This is a genomic window from Streptomyces sp. NPDC052020, assembly GCF_040680575.1.
In the GTDB taxonomy this organism is placed as follows: domain Bacteria; phylum Actinomycetota; class Actinomycetes; order Streptomycetales; family Streptomycetaceae; genus Streptomyces.
Genome location: NZ_JBFAWY010000013.1, coordinates 191,079 through 205,592, shown reverse-complemented (window position 1 = coordinate 205,592; position 14,514 = coordinate 191,079). Strand labels below are relative to the sequence as shown.

The 14,514-nt window shown below is 71.5% G+C and carries 10 protein-coding genes and 3 pseudogenes; 9 read left to right on the top strand and 4 right to left on the bottom strand.

Going from position 1 to position 14,514, the window contains the following annotated elements; translation table 11 throughout:
- Window positions 1–450, top strand: a pseudogene (locus tag AB0L74_RS16540) (hypothetical protein); the annotation flags it as partial.
- Between the two features lie 63 nt (window positions 451–513).
- Window positions 514–978: pseudogene (locus AB0L74_RS16535) on the top strand (IS5/IS1182 family transposase); the annotation flags it as partial.
- 43 nt (window positions 979–1,021) lie between these two features.
- Here AB0L74_RS16535 and AB0L74_RS16530 read toward each other — a convergent pair.
- Window positions 1,022–1,258 carry a ribosomal protein L7/L12 gene (locus AB0L74_RS16530; RefSeq protein WP_365651654.1) on the bottom strand — a complete coding sequence of 79 codons (237 nt, stop codon included), beginning with the start codon at window positions 1,256–1,258 and terminating at the stop codon, window positions 1,022–1,024.
- A gap of 586 nt (window positions 1,259–1,844) precedes the next feature.
- On the opposite strand from AB0L74_RS16530, the pseudogene AB0L74_RS16525 reads away from it, so the two are divergent.
- A pseudogene (locus tag AB0L74_RS16525) lies at window positions 1,845–2,341 on the top strand (IS5 family transposase); the annotation flags it as partial.
- A gap of 875 nt (window positions 2,342–3,216) precedes the next feature.
- On the opposite strand, the gene AB0L74_RS16520 reads toward AB0L74_RS16525, so the two are convergent.
- A complete protein-coding gene (locus AB0L74_RS16520; protein ID WP_365651651.1) occupies window positions 3,217–4,836 on the bottom strand; it encodes an IucA/IucC family protein in 1,620 nt (539 codons plus the stop codon).
- 466 nt (window positions 4,837–5,302) lie between these two features.
- The gene (locus AB0L74_RS16515; protein ID WP_365651647.1) at window positions 5,303–5,959 is read right to left on the bottom strand and encodes a hypothetical protein; all 657 of its coding nucleotides are present in this window, start codon (window positions 5,957–5,959) and stop codon (window positions 5,303–5,305) included.
- Window positions 5,960–6,026: 67 nt separating this feature from the next.
- On the opposite strand from AB0L74_RS16515, the gene AB0L74_RS16510 reads away from it, so the two are divergent.
- The 4 genes from AB0L74_RS16510 to AB0L74_RS16495 all read left to right on the top strand — a co-directional run bounded on the left by AB0L74_RS16510 (window position 6,027) and on the right by AB0L74_RS16495 (window position 10,785).
- Complete coding sequence (locus AB0L74_RS16510; RefSeq protein ID WP_365651644.1) at window positions 6,027–6,620, top strand: hypothetical protein; 594 nt, start codon at window positions 6,027–6,029, stop codon at window positions 6,618–6,620.
- A 139-nt stretch (window positions 6,621–6,759) separates the two neighbouring features.
- Entirely contained in the window at window positions 6,760–7,125 is a 366-nt protein-coding gene (locus AB0L74_RS16505; RefSeq protein ID WP_365651641.1) for a hypothetical protein, read from the top strand.
- A 773-nt stretch (window positions 7,126–7,898) separates the two neighbouring features.
- Window positions 7,899–8,318: an aspartate 1-decarboxylase gene (panD, locus tag AB0L74_RS16500; protein WP_365651638.1), complete on the top strand. Its 420-nt coding sequence runs from the start codon at window positions 7,899–7,901 to the stop codon at window positions 8,316–8,318.
- A 1,066-nt stretch (window positions 8,319–9,384) separates the two neighbouring features.
- The gene (locus tag AB0L74_RS16495) at window positions 9,385–10,785 is read left to right on the top strand and encodes a transglycosylase family protein (RefSeq protein ID WP_365651635.1); all 1,401 of its coding nucleotides are present in this window, start codon (window positions 9,385–9,387) and stop codon (window positions 10,783–10,785) included.
- On the opposite strand, the gene AB0L74_RS16490 is transcribed toward AB0L74_RS16495, so the two are convergent.
- Window positions 10,775–12,037: a DMT family transporter gene (locus tag AB0L74_RS16490; RefSeq protein WP_365651632.1), complete on the bottom strand. Its 1,263-nt coding sequence runs from the start codon at window positions 12,035–12,037 to the stop codon at window positions 10,775–10,777. The two genes, AB0L74_RS16495 and AB0L74_RS16490, sit on opposite strands and share 11 nt — an antisense overlap.
- A gap of 443 nt (window positions 12,038–12,480) precedes the next feature.
- Here AB0L74_RS16490 and AB0L74_RS16485 point away from each other — a divergent pair, with 443 nt between their 5' ends.
- Window positions 12,481–13,299 (top strand): (2Fe-2S)-binding protein, encoded by an 819-nt coding sequence (locus AB0L74_RS16485; RefSeq protein ID WP_365651629.1) that lies wholly within the window; start codon window positions 12,481–12,483, stop codon window positions 13,297–13,299.
- Between the two features lie 36 nt (window positions 13,300–13,335).
- Complete coding sequence (gene glgA / locus AB0L74_RS16480; RefSeq protein ID WP_365651627.1) at window positions 13,336–14,487, top strand: glycogen synthase; 1,152 nt, start codon at window positions 13,336–13,338, stop codon at window positions 14,485–14,487.
- The last annotated feature ends 27 nt before the right edge of the window (window positions 14,488–14,514 follow it).

Here is a 14,514-nt window from a genome sequence, read left to right as displayed (position 1 = left end):
CACAGCTGGGGCCTGCTGAAGGCCACCTACAGCACCGACACCCGGCGCAAAGACGGCCGGCTGGGCGTCACCACGCCCTACCCGGGCACTGGCCGCCTCGTGACCAACCGGTACTTCGTGTTCGCGCAGTACGCCCGGCACATCCGCCCCGGCATGCTGATCATCGACAGCGGGGACCAGGCGACCGTCGCCGCCTACGATCCCGACCAGCACCGCCTGGTCCTGGTCACCGTCCGCGGCCGCACCTCCGAGCGGGTCACCTACGACCTGTCCCGCTTCCGTAGCGTCGGCAGCACCGCCCGCCGCTGGGTCACCGACGCCAGCCCCCGGTATCGCATCGCCCGTCAGTACCAGCGCATCTCCAACGCACGCCTGCGCGGCAAGCGCCTCTCGCTGCTGTTCGGCGCCTATTCCATCCAGACCATCGAGATCGACGGCGTCCGCCTCTGAGAGACCGGGCCGCCCTACCGTGCGGCCAGCCGCGGCACACCACTCGGTGAAGCACCCCACAACTCACCCTGGCCGGACCTGCCCAGCGAACTCGGTTCATTCCAGACCGCTCACAAGGATGGGCCGAGGGCGGCACGCGGGAGAGGGGCCCCGCCGCGGCCCTGGCGGCGGGTGGACGCCGCCGACGTCCTTGACTGGATGGTGCGGTGGACTCCACGACCGTCCGGGCGCACCAGCAATGCTGCCGGCCGGAAGGCCCAAAAAGCAGCGGCCCGCGACGGTGAGCCCGTCGACCAAGTACTCGGACGCTCGGCCGGCGGCCTGAGCACCCAGGTCCACCTGGCCGTGGATGGCCGTGCGGCCCCTGGCCTTCACGGTCATCGGAGGCCAGGCGGGTGATGCACCTGCCTTCGAGACGGTGATGCCGCGCATCCGCGTGGTCATCCCGCACCGTCCGGCCAAGTCGGCCACCGCCTGCGGCCGGACCGGCTCGGTGGCCGTCCGCCCGGCTTCGACAGCGAGACGTACCAGCGGTCTCCACTGCCTGGCGCTCCCTACCGGCATCCGCAACTCATTCGACGCTCACCGTGGCGCCAACGTCTACGAGTCTCTTCTTGCATTCCTCCGCGGCGGACCTGGGGACGCCCTCCTTGATTGTCTTGGGAACGTTTTCAACCAGTTCTCTGGCTTCTTTCGAGCCCAGTCCGGTGAGCTCTCGGACGACCTTGACGACCGCAGTCTCATTGCTTCCCGCCGCCTCAAGGATCACGGTGAATCCGTCCTGCTCATCGGGTGCTTTCTCAATCACTGACCTCTCCATCTCATTGCTCTACCAACAGTCGCAGAACTCCACATGATCGGAGCCGTGAGAGATGCCCCTGAGGGTTCGCGGATCTCCGCTGCCAACGCAGCCGCAGGGCCAGCGGAAATGCCTCCTCCCATCCAAGTGGAGTATCCGCCCATCGACACGTGGGAGTACACCATCTGGGGGTCGGGCATGCTGCTGCCGCTACGGTGCCGGGCAGCTCAGCTTGCCGCCCCTGGGTCGCCTGTCACTCCCCCGATCGGCCCCGGGCGGGGCCGGGGCCGACGGGGCGGCTGCGGGCAACGCCATGAGTACAGCAACCCGACGTGAAGGGCCACGCTTCCCGCCCCCGCACCGACAGTTACAGCTGCGCCGGGGAGCTGAAGACTGCCTCGCACCCCACCATCTGACGCTGCTGCGCCGTCCGTACCATCAGTCCAGGGGTCCTGTTCGCCGATCAGGTCGCCGCCTTCGGTCAGCCGGTGCTTCGCTCTTTAGAACTCCTAACGAAATGATCTTCGAGGTGGTTGGATCACTCCGGGACCGATGATCCGGGGGTATGGGGTGGCTCGGCGAAAGCCGTGGGACGGTCGACGGCTCGCACGTCCGGGCCCTGAAAGGGGGGCTCACACCGGACCTTCGCCGGTCGACCGCGGCCGCCGGGGCAGCAAGCACCATGTGATCACCGACCGGCACGGAACACCCCTCGCAGTGTCGTTGACCGGTGGGAACCGTCACGACGTCACCCAGCTCATGCCCCTGCTGGACGCGATCCCCCGCATTCGCGGCCTGGTGGGCAGGCCCCGGCACCGGCCCAGGCGTCTGTTCGCCGACCGCGGCTACGACTACGACAAGTACCGGCGGCTCCTGCGCGCTCGTGGCATCACGCCGAAGATCGCGCGCAAGGGCACCGCCCACGGGTCCGGCCTGGGCAGGACCAGGTGGGTCGTTGAGCGGACCTTCGCCTGGCTCTACCAGTTCAAGCGCCTGCGGATCCGCTATGAGATACGAGCCGACCTCCACCTCGGACTGCTCCAACTCGCCTGCAGCATCATTTGCTTGCGACGACTCCGAACCTCATTCTGAAATGATCAGTAAGCCACCGCCAAGTCGACGAGGCCGCAACTCGACGAGGCCGCAACCCGCTGAAGCCGACCCCCCCGGGAGCCCCCTCCCGGGGGCCACGGCAGCCGCACCGACCTCACTCGAACGCTCTGGTCCGGCTGGTCACCGGCTGAGGCGGATGCGCGGTCCCCTCCCGGAGGTCGTCCACAAGATGACCTCCAATTCCTTCTCCCACTGGCTTCCGCGCCAGCAACGCCACCGCCGTCTACTGCCTGCACCTGTCCACCTGCGCCGCGGCGAACTCCGCGACGCCGACCACTGGATGCGCCAAGCCCTCGACCTGGCACGAGATCAGGGCTGGTGGAGGCCCATGGCGTGGAACGCTGCTCGTCAGTGGCGCAGGCCAGCACCAACCTCTTTCGAGGCATCCAAGCGCTTCTCCATGGCGGCACTGTCAACCCGGGCAGCCGCCGCCTGATTCATCGCTGACGCTGAAGGTCCTCAGGTTGCTGAGTGGGCATTCCGCAACACCGCCACGGACGGAAACGAAAGACAAAGTTCCTCTGCTTCCTACTTTGTCGCCGTGCAGTGGGCACCGCAACCGCTGCACCTGTCTCGGTCATTGTGGGGTCGGAACGCGCACAGGCTCCCGGAGATGGCCTCTGTCGCTCCAGTCGGCCATGTACTGGACCAGGACGCCTTGCAAGCTGCGTTGTGCGGGTAACGGAGCGTCATACCTGAGTCCCCAAAGCCCTGCCGGAATAAGCCGGGGACGACGCTGGACACAGGATGGTGGTATTGCCGACCGACCTGCCCAGGGGCCGGCGAGGCGGACCGGCCGAATGGACAGGTCTGAGGCGCAGAACATGACGACGACGGGAACTGACCTGCGGAACTCAGCCGTCCTCGGGCGCCGTACCCGGGGAGGGGGGTATCAGCGCAGGATGGTCAGTGTCGCGGAACCGGTGGGGCCTCCCACCAGTACGACCGACACGGAACCTGGAACAGAGCGGGTTGGGCAGCTCTCCCCACAGGTCGCCGGCCGTCCCCGGTGACAATCCCATCAGCACCAGCGCCTTCACCGGCAGTGGCTCCTCGAGGAGCGCCGTCAGGTCCGGGGAGCGCGGCAGATCCCGTACGGCCTTCTCCAGCGCCTCGCCCAGCGCCGCGCCGGAACCCGCGGTGGCGGCCAGCGCGCCGCCCACCAACGACCCGAACACTTTGCGTCGCAGGGCCCGGTGATCGTCTGTGACGATCCGCCGTGGCAGATCTGGCGCGGTGAGCCCGTGCCGGGTGAGGCGGGCAGGGCTGACGCGGATGTCGGCCATATCGCGGTAGACCAGACACCGGGGGGCGTCCGTCTGGTCCAGCACGACCAGCAGGTTCTGGCCGTGTGCCTCCAGGGCCACGCCCATCTCCAGCAGACGCAACCCGGCCGTCAGGGCAAGCCGGGTGAACGCGGTCAGCCAGGCGGGGGAGCCGGGCAGTCCGGTAGCGGGGAGCGCGGCCACCGGCAGTACACGCTCCCCCCGTGCCGCGTACGCCGCCGGTGATTCGCGCACCACCGCCGCCAGGTCGGGTGAGCCGTCCGTGGCGGCGCCCAGGGCCCGTGTCACGTGCAGCACCCCGTCCATGCGGGCCGCCAGGTCCTCCCCGAACGTCGACAGGGCCGCGGAGGCGACCACGGAGTCGACGGACATGTTCCGCACGAAGGAGGTCAGCCGGGTGCTCAGCGCGGTTTTGACATGCGGCCCGCTGGGCAGGGCCAGGGTGCGCAGGGACATCAGCGGATGTGAGGGAAGCCGGGCGTCGCATGGTCGCGCCAGTACATGCGCCGCCTGCCACGGATGCACCGGCACCAGCACGTACTCCCCGTCCCGCAGCCCTTCGGGCCATACGCCGGCCACCCGGCACGAAGCCGCCTTGACCGGCACGAGCCCCAGCCCCACCACCGGCCGGTGCTCCGGTGCGTAGGCGAGCTGATCGGCCACGGAAAAGCCGGGTCTGGTGCGGCAGTTGGGGTGAAAGGGGTGCCCGTCCACCACCCACTGCTCCGCTTCCCAATCGTGCTGCGGCCACCCGCCCGGCTGGTCTGCGGGCGCGGCCCGGTCCTCGTCCTGTCCGGCTCGCGCCAGCGCCATCGAGGCGACGCTGTGGCCCAGTTCCGCGGCGTAGCCGACGCCGTGCGGCACGGCGAGGTCCACCGTCAACCGCGCCGGATCGCCGTACAGCACGCCGTCGAGCCGGACTTCGTCGACGTACGCGTCGGTGCGGTAGGGATCGGCTGCCGGTCCGTGCAGCGTGCGCTCGTCGCGCAGGTGCAGGACGAGCTCGTCCCGGCTGGCCTCCCGCTTCCGGACCCAGGGCAGTGGTTCGTGGGCGAGGGCCCGCCACAGTCGGGTCAGCACGGCGGCGCGGGCGCCGGGCAGTTCGGCCGCGTACCGGGGGAGAAGACCGGGACGTATAGCGGCCAGCTCGTCGGCGACCTCGGTTTCGACGGTGGGAAGACGGTGCACGGGCGGACTCCTCGGGCATGAGTAGGGCGTCACGACGCCAAGGACGACGTCATACATATTGGCCGTGTCTGCCCATGGATAGACCGTAGGAAGCGAGCGGAACACCTAATCTGCTGCCCCACCGGCGGCGACCGCGCCGACCAGGACCCTCGCCGAAGCGCGGCTTCGTCGATTCCTGGGTGCGGCCATGCTCCAACCCACGCGGCGAAGGCCGCATTGACGGGCCCTGCGGGCGAGTTCGCCGCTTACGCAAGCGACGGTTTACACCCGCAGCCATTCCTGGGAATCACCAACAACCCCGACACTCCGGGAACTTGATCAAGCACCTGGTTGCCGACCTGTCCTGACTGCGGGGCGAATCACCTTCGCCGGCGCCAGCCGCCGCCAGGACACCGTCTACTACTCAAGACGCTGACGATCAGGATCTGAATCGATGCCAGCACTTGGCAGTCGGCATTGGGAAGTCTCACCTTGGCAGCTTGGCTGTGCGTTCGGGATGGGCGGTCCTCACGTAGTGCATGGCGGTCTTCTCCGTGATCCCGAACAGGCGCATCAGCTTCAGTGGATCGCCGCACTCGAGCGCCTCCTTGAGGATTCGGTCCTGACGCAGGCCGTCCAAGGTCACGTCTTTCGGCAGCATCCCTCGGAGCGTGCCGATGTTGATGGCTGGGTGGTCGAGGTCGAGAGCGGTCTTCTGGCTGACCAGCGGATGAGGGTTTGTCGAGGCCGGACAGCGGTGGTGGCGGTAGGCCAGCCACTTGGCGGCCAAGCGGTGTGTGAACTGCTCAAGGTAGAGGGTGTGCCACGGCAGGCAGCGTCGGATCTCGACGGTGCCGCGGGCGAGGTCCACATCGGCTGTCCGGATCGCGCGGATGTCGTGGCCGGAGACCGCGTGCACAGCAGCCAAGGCGACGGTCAGGCGCACGAGCGGCGTGGCAGCGTGGTCCAGCAGCCCTGCCAGCAGGTCGCTGGGCACGGACCGCGGAATCCCCTTCAGGTCACCGACGGGCAGGTTTGCGGGATCGCGAAAGACGACGCGTTGCCGTTTCGAGGAGCGGAACAGGCTGCGCAGGTCGTGGACGTCGCGCTCGAGGACGGCCGTCTCTGCACCGAGCCAGTACATGAGGATGGTGAGGGTGTGGATGTTTTTGCGGTAGTCCGGGGCTTGTTGGTTCGCGGGCAGCTGGGCCGTGGACCTGGTCCGCTCGGGGCCGGACGTGATCGAGGACGTCGGCCACGACAAACGGCTGTGGCGGCGGGTCTACCCGCCGACCGGCCGGGAGGTCCTGCCGCCGGTTGCGTTCGTGTTCGCGGACACCACCATGGCGAAGGTCACCAACGTGCAGGTCCTCAAGGAGGCCGGCCGTGGTTTCCGGGCGCCGCGCCGTGAGAGTTACCACCGCGAGGCGGTCACGGCGAAGGGCTACGGCCAGGCCGTGCCGGTCGTCTCCACCCCTCTGGAACAGCTCCAGGATCACGGCGCGGACGCGGCGGTGTGGCGGCGCCGGGGACGTACGGGCGGGCGGATGCTGGCTGCCGCGCTCGACAACCCCGATGGCGGGAATCTCTACCGCGACCAGACCGCCCGCGCTGAAGCGGAAGAGGTGCGGCGCACGGCCGCCGAGCGTGAGGCGCGGCGGCCGGTGTGCAGGCGGTGCGGGCAGGAGTTGCTGTGGACCGTGTGCGGCCTCCTCGGTCGGGTGGTGCTCGGCCCTTTCCGCCGTCGTCGGCCCACAGGCTCAGCGTCCCGCGCCGTCCCCGCTTTTTTGGGGGCGCGTCTGTGATGGTTGCGAGATGCATGACCGACCGCACGAGACGGTTGTGTCCTGAGCGCCCCCTCGCACGCCCTGTGATCGAGTCCATGCACATCGTCATGCTGGCTGATGGTGAGACGGTCTCATCGAACAAGAGAGGAGCACGCTCATGGCAGCGGCAGACTTCCAGACAGGCGTCATTCCCGAGGGGTTCGCCTTCGACCAGGACGGGAACGCCATCGACCTGACGAAGATGGTCGTCGTCCTTCCTCCCCCCGCCAACAGCGGTCTGGGCTGGGGCAGTGTCTGGTTCAGCGTGGGGGCAGACTTCGGTGATGTCCGCTTGCGTGTGGCCACGTTCGTCAACGGTGCCTGGGCCATCGAGTTCTGGGACGTGCCGCGTGTGGGCAACCGGGTGACCAAAACGCTGCCCACCAATGTGCAGAAGATCAGTGTGGGCAGGGCCAAGAAGACCGGTACCGACCTGGCGAACAACGCACCGGTGAGCTGGCTGCTGGAGGCCGCACTCCAGTAACGAGCCTCCACGGCAGACGGGAAAGGCAGGCCGGACCCTGGACGCCCGGACCTGCCTCACCTCTCCGCGTGGTACCTCCGCGCGCAGGGGTCACGCCCCGTTGATCGCAGTACCACGAGGGAGGGAGAGTCTTCCAACAGGCATCGCGGCGACCTCGGCAGTGTCCATGAGGACCGGCTCGACGCTGCGACGTCGGCGCGACGAGTCGAAATCGGTGCGGGACTCGTCGGGGTGCGATTGCGGTTCCATCGGCAAGACGGCTCCCTCAAGGTTGGCCCAAGTGTGATCGCGGTATCGACTCGCGCTCTGCTCCGGCTAAATCTCGAACATTCTTGACACTCGACCTGTGCCACCGCCGAAGCCACCGGACGAGCTATTCCATGGTCATGAGAATCGCCGGTTTGGCTAACCGGCGATTCGCTGCTATGTTGCCGCGCTCGTTCGTTCCTCGGGATCTTCGATGAACTTCAGGGGGCTCCGCCTGCGGGGCGCGCCCGGCTCTGACCGCCCTCCAGGCCGCTCGAGTGACGGTCATCACGGATGCCCTTGAGGGGGTGCTGCGTAGGCTTGTGCCGTCGTCGCGGTGGGGGACGGGAGAGCGCGAAACCCTCGTCCAGTCGTCTGACGATGCATCAGAAAAGTCAGCAAGTGGTCAGCATGAGTCCTGAAAAACCTGGGGAAAGCTGCCCGAACATGCGACTCGTTGTAGGGTGTGGAAATAGCCCTTGACCTGCAAAAACGCAGGCAGGGAGCCTACTTGTGGGAGTGCCCCAATGTTGCGTACTATGTTCAAGTCCAAGATCCACCGCGCCACCGTCACCCAGGCCGACCTGCACTATGTGGGATCGGTGACCATCGACGCCGATCTGCTCGACGCGGCCGATCTCCTGCCCGGGGAGCTGGTGCACATCGTCGACATCACCAACGGTTCCCGGCTGGAGACCTATGTGATCGAGGGCGAGCGGGGATCAGGAGTGATCGGGATCAACGGTGCCGCCGCCCATCTCGTGCACCCCGGCGATTTGGTGATCATCATCAGCTACGCCCAGGTCACCGACGCCGAGGCGCGGGAGCTGAAGCCCCGGGTGGTGCACGTGGACGGCGACAACCGCATCGTGGCCCTGGGCGGCGACCCGTCCGAACCGGTGCCGGGTTCCGACCAGGAGCGCAGCCCGGGCGCGGTGCCGGCCTGACGCGGCCCGGGACCATACTGGCGCTGGCGCACACCTCACCCGCGCACGTTCCCGCCTTCGACGCCCTGCCCGACGAGCACCTGCGCACCGTCCTCGCCGCCGGCGCCGGGGACCGCCTCGAAGCCGGTGACACCGAGGGGCACGCGAGGCGCGTGGCGGCCGCCGCCGACGCGGTCACCGGCACCGGCGCGATCCTGCCGGCCCAGGCGTCCATGGCCCCCGCCTGCCGCCTGGTCGCAGCCACGGTCCCGGGTCTTCTCCAGCCCCCGGGCCGGGCTCGCGGCGGGGGTCGCGGCGGTCCGGAGCGCTCGGCGGGCGGTGGGTGGGCCCACCTGGCCGCCGCCCGTTCATGCCAGGGAGTGAGTGGGGGCGCGAGCGGCGGGTACGCGGGCAAGTAGTCCAGAGCCGAAGTCGACCGACTGGCCGGAGGACACCTGCCATGACGAACCCGTATCCGGATCCCGTCCCGCCGGGGCCCACGCCGGGTCCGGATCCCCAGCCCCCGCAGCCGTACCCGGACCCGGTCCCGCCCCCCGCGCCGCCTCCGGGCCCGGCACCGGCCCCGCCGCCGTCTCCCGGCCCCCAGCCGACCCCGCCGCCGGAGCCGACGCCTCCCGCGCCGCCCGGTCCCGCCCCGGGCCCGCAGCCCACACCCCCGCCACCGCACCCGGGCCCGCCCCCCGAGCCGTCCCCGTCCCCGATCCCGCCGGGACCGGAGCCGGTGCCGAATCCGGAACCGGGCCCGCCGCTCGGCTGAGCCGTACGCGCCCCACGGCGGTGGGTCCCGCCGCCGCCCGCCGGCCCGGTGCCCCCCGTGGCCGGCGGGACGGGCCGTGACGGCCTTCGCGGACGCCGAGCGGCCGCCGCACGCCTCGGACGGGGGCCGGGCCGTCGGCGGGAGGGCGTCCCCAGGAGTCCCAGCGGACCCGGGAGGATGCCGGTCGCGGTCGCACGGCGTCGTTTCCACGCCACCCGGCATGCCGGAGCGGCCGATTGCCGTCTTGTCACCGCCGGTTCCCGCCGCATAATTTGGCCCCTCCTGACGCAGTGTCGAGGGGGACGTTCCATGGCCGTACGCGGTCGGCACCGCCGGTATCAGCCGAACAGGATCAACCGCGCCTCACTCACCGTCACGGCGAGTGGTGCCGGCATAGCGCTGCCGCTCATCGGCACCGGCACCGCCCACGCGGCCGACGTGGAGACCTGGGATCAGGTCGCGGCCTGCGAAGCGACCAGCGACTGGAACATCAACACCGGCAACGGGTACTACGGCGGACTCCAGTTCACCCAGTCCACCTGGGAGGCGTACGGCGGCACGCGGTACGCGCCGCGCGCGGACCTGGCCACCAAGGACCAGCAGATCGCCGTCGCCGAGAAGGTGCTCGACGGGCAGGGGCCGGGCGCCTGGCCGGTGTGCTCGGTCCGCGCCGGACTGACCCGGGGCGGCGGCGAGCCGGACATCCGCCCGGCGGGGTCGCCGGGCCCCGGCACGAGCGAGGAGAAGGCCGAAGGCCGGGGTTCCGCGACGGCGGAGACGAAGGACGGGCGGGACGGCGTCCGGTCCGGCCGGACCACCGGCCGCGGCCCGGTCCAGGACGTGCGGCCCCAGACGCCGCCGCAGTCCCGGGCCGGTCGGGCCGAGATGTACACGGTGATCTCCGGCGACACCTTGTCCGGCATCGCGGAGGCCGAGCGGGTCGAGGGCGGCTGGCACCGGCTGTACGCCGTGAACCGCGGCACGGTCGGAGCGGACCCCGACATCATCCTGCCGGGGCAGCGGCTGAGACTGGACGGGGAAGGCGCGGACGCCGGCTCCGGCCGCGGCGGCCGCAAGGGGCCCGGACCGTCCGCCTCCCCCGAGCGGAAGGCGTCGCCGGACAGCCGGCGCGACGACGCCGGCCCCGAGGGCGGGAAGACCGAAAGCAAGAAGAGCGACAACAAGGGGAACGACGGCGAGAAGAGCGAGAGCAGGAAGACCGACAACAGGAAGAGCGGCAGCAGGAAGGCCGAGGAGCGCGACGCCAAGGCGAGGAAGGGCAACGACCACAAGGCCGTGAGCGGCCACTCGGTCGTGGCCCCCGTCGACGCCGCTCTGGGCACTCCCTACCGTCAGGCGGGCTCCGCCTGGTCGAAGGGGTACCACACCGGCGTCGACTTCCCCGTCCCCACCGGCACCTCCGTGAAGTCGATCGCGGCGGGCCACGTCGTCAGCGCCGGCTGGGGCGGTTCCTACGGCTATCAGGTCGTGATCCGGCACACCGACGGCCGCTACAGCCAGTACGCGCACCTGTCGGCGATCTCCGTCAAGGACGGACAGCCCGTCGGCGCCGGGCAGCGCATCGGCCGCTCGGGGTCCACCGGGAACAGTTCGGGCCCGCATCTGCACTTCGAGGTGCGGACGGGGCCCGGCTTCGGCTCGGACGTCGACCCGGTCGCCTATCTGCGGGCCGGCGGCGTCAGGATCTGATCCGCGTCCGGCGCCGGTCGAGTACCGGGACGCAGAGGCCGCCGTAGAAGGGGCCGCAGGACGGCACGGGAGCGTCGAGCGTCGACGGTTCCCCGGGCTCGTAGGGGAAGTCGTGGGTGTCGTCCAGGAGGACCGGCGCCGCCGGGGCGGGCACGGGAACGGGCCCGGGCGGCGCGGCGGCTGGCTGCCCGCAGCGTCCGGGATGTTCGGGGTGTCCGGGGAGAACGTCGTCCCCGGACGGTCCCGCCGGAGCCGCCGCACCACCCGAGACCGGCGCGGCGCCCGGTGCGGCGACCGTCCCCGTTCCGTCCTTCGCGGATGCCGGTGCGGACGCGGCACCGGCCGCAGTCGGCGCCACGTCCGGGTCCCCGGCGGCCCCGCTCCCGTCCGGCGTCCCGTCCGGCGACGCGGCCCGCCGCTGTGTGCGTGCGATCCGCTCCGTCGTCAGCAGGATCAGACCACCGGCCGCCACCACACCGCAGCCCAGCGCCAGCACCGTACCCGCCGTGCCGTAGCGGAAGGACTCGCCGAACAGCGTGATACCGACCGTCGCGGCCAGCACCGGGTTCACCACGGTGAGCGTGGCCAGCGGAGCCGCCAGACCGGCACCCTTGTAGGACGCCTGGGACAGCAGCATCCCGGATGTGGCGAGGACGCCTATGACCGCGAGGGACGGCAGGTCCGCCGCCGACACGCCGCCCGTCCAGTCGACGGCGACCAGTTTGGTGAACACCGAGGACATGCCGAAGGCGATGCCGGACGCGGTCGCGAGCAGCATGCTGCGCACCGCCGGATGCCGGTGCGCGGCCCGGCCCGCGAGCATCAGCGCCACCACCGCACCGCCGGTGGCGACGGCGACGGACACCCGCTCGGCCGCGGCCAGCGACTGCGCGTCCGAGGTGCCGACCAGGGACAGCAGACCCGCCAGGCCCACGGTCGCCATGAGCGCACCCCGCCAGGCGGCCGCGCCGGCCCTGCGGCCGACGAACAGCGCCGCCATGGGCAGGGCGAACACGATGGTCAGCGCCCCGAGCGGCTGCACGAGGCTCAGCGGGCCGTAGAGGAGGGCGGCGACGTGCAGCAGTCCGCCGATGCCGTTGAGCGCGACCGCCGCCCACCAGCCCGGCCGGCGCAGTGGTGCGTACTGCCGCTCGGGCGAGGACTCCGCGACCCGCTCCTGCACGATCGCCCCGCCCGCGTACGCCACGGCGGAGACGAGCGACAGGAGAACGGACAACGCGAGGGCGCTCATCGGCTGCTCCTCTGCCTGAGGCGGGGGCCCGCGGCCCGGTGCGGCGTACGGTCGGCGTTCATACCCCCACCATGCCGTCCGGCGCTCGTGTCGTCGTCGTCCCTGAGCACACACTGGGTCCTACTCCCGATGGAGTACGAAGCGGGCACCGTCATCCCCTGGGTGGGCACCACCGGCAGCCGCCCCTGTGAGGGAACCCCTAGGGTCATGGCGGACAGGGACCGGGACGGCGGGACGGCGCGCCCCTGACGGGCTGACACGGCCCGGGTGACGGCCTGTCAGGGACCCGCACGGCAGGGGCGGGGCAAGGGTCGACCGGGGGCCCGGACCCCGGGACGGCCGGGGGACGGCCCCCGGCACGACGGTGCCAGGGACCGGAAGTGACGGGGCGTACGACGGGGCGGTGCGGTCCGGGCCCGGCGGACCCGGTATGACTGCTCCTCGTGGACCTCGACCCCCGACTCGCCGCCCTCCGCACGCTCGGCGGCTTCTTCGTCCTGCGCGCGTCCGGACCGCCGCCCCGTCCGCTTCCCCCGCTGGCGGAGGTGTACGGGACGGGGACGCCGGGGAGCCGCCGGGATCCCCTGACGTTCCGCGTCCGCAAGGTGGCGGCGGCTCTGCGCGCCCCCGAGGCGCGGATCGCCGCCTCGGTGGCCCACCAGGGGCTCGCGGCCCGGCTGTGGTCCGCCGCCCTCGGCTGCGCCGCGCTGTACGGCCGTATCCCCGACCTCGACCCCGACCTGCTCCGCTGGGACCCCGGCGCCGCGGCCCCGGACGACCTGTGGCTCACCGGCGTTCGCCCCCTGCCCGGCGACGCGGACACCGTCGCGGCCGCCGTGCTGGGCGCCCATCTGGTGCCGCTGGCGACGGCCTTGCGGGCCCGGTACCGCGTCGCGGAGGGCCTGCTGCGGGGCAACGCCGCCTCGGCGCTGGCCGGTGCCGCCCGGGAACTGGACCGCTGGGCCCGCGCCCACGGCCGCCCGGACGCCGCGGCCCGCGCCCGGGCCCTGACCGCCGAACTGCTCGGCCACCCCCTGCTCGCCGGCACCGGCACGCTCACCGGCACCGCCTTCCGCCGCCGCAGCTGCTGCCTGTACTACCGCGTGCCCGGCGGAGGCGTCTGCGGCGACTGCTGCTTCCCCGCCCCTCCCGGGCCCGCGCGGTCCGCGGGGGCCCCTGCCGGGTCCGCACGGGCCCCTCAGCGCCCCGCCCGGCGCCCGCCCGCAGCCCCGCCCTCTTCCCCCCACGCCCCGTCCGGGTGACCATGAGGGGACCAGGCGCTGCGACGGGAGGTACGGGTGAGAGTGGGACTGCTGACCCGGGAGTACCCGCCGGACGTGTACGGCGGCGCCGGCGTCCATGTCGAGTTCCTCGCCCGCGAACTGGCCCGTCTCGTCGACCTGGACGTGCACTGCTGGGGCGAGGGCGGCACGGAGGGGGTGCTGCGCCACCGGCCCTGGCCCGCGCTCGACGGCGCCAACGACGCGCTGCGCACCTTCTCCGTGGACCTCGCCATGGCCGCCGCCCTGGCCGACCGCCATCTGGTCCACTCGCACACCTGGTACGCGGCTCTCGGCGGCCACCTCGCCAAACTCCTCCACGGCATCCCCCACGTGGTCACCGCCCACTCCCTGGAGCCCCTGCGCCCCTGGAAGGCCGAGCAACTCGGCGGCGGATACGCCCTGTCGAGCTGGGCGGAGCGCACCGCGATCGAGGCCGCCGACGCGGTGATCGCCGTCTCCGGTGCCATGCGGGAGGACATCCTCACCTGCTACCCGGCGCTCGCGCCCGACCGGGTCCACGTCGTGCACAACGGCATCGACACCGCCCTCTACCGGCCCGACCCCGCCACCGGCGCCCTGGACCGCATCGGCCTGGACCGCTCCCGGCCCTACGTCCTGTTCGTCGGCCGCATCACCCGCCAGAAGGGCGTACCCCATCTGCTGCGCGCAGTACGGGACATCGACCCCGCCGCGCAGGTCGTGCTCTGCGCCGGGGCACCCGACACGCCCGCCGTCGACCGGGAGTTCCGCGAACTGTTCGGCGAGCTGAGCCGGCGCCGCGCGGGCGTGCACTGGATCCCGCGGATGCTGCCGCGCCCGGACGTGGTGCAGCTCCTCACCCACGCGGCCGCGTTCGTCTGCCCCTCGGTGTACGAGCCGCTCGGCATCGTCAACCTGGAGGCGATGGCCTGTGCCACTCCCGTCGTGGCCTCCCGGGTCGGCGGCATCCCCGAGGTCGTGGAGGACGGCGAAACCGGGGTACTCGTGCCCGTGGACGACGACTTCGAGGCGGGGCTCGCGCGCGCACTGGACGGGCTCCTCGCCGACCCGGAGACCGCCCGGCGGATGGGTGAGGCCGGACGGGAACGGGCGGTGCGGGAGTTCGGCTGGGACGCGGTCGCGCGCCGCACCGTCCGGCTCTACGAGGAGATCCTGGGACGGGCGTAGCGCCCCGCACCGGGGCAGGCGGAATCG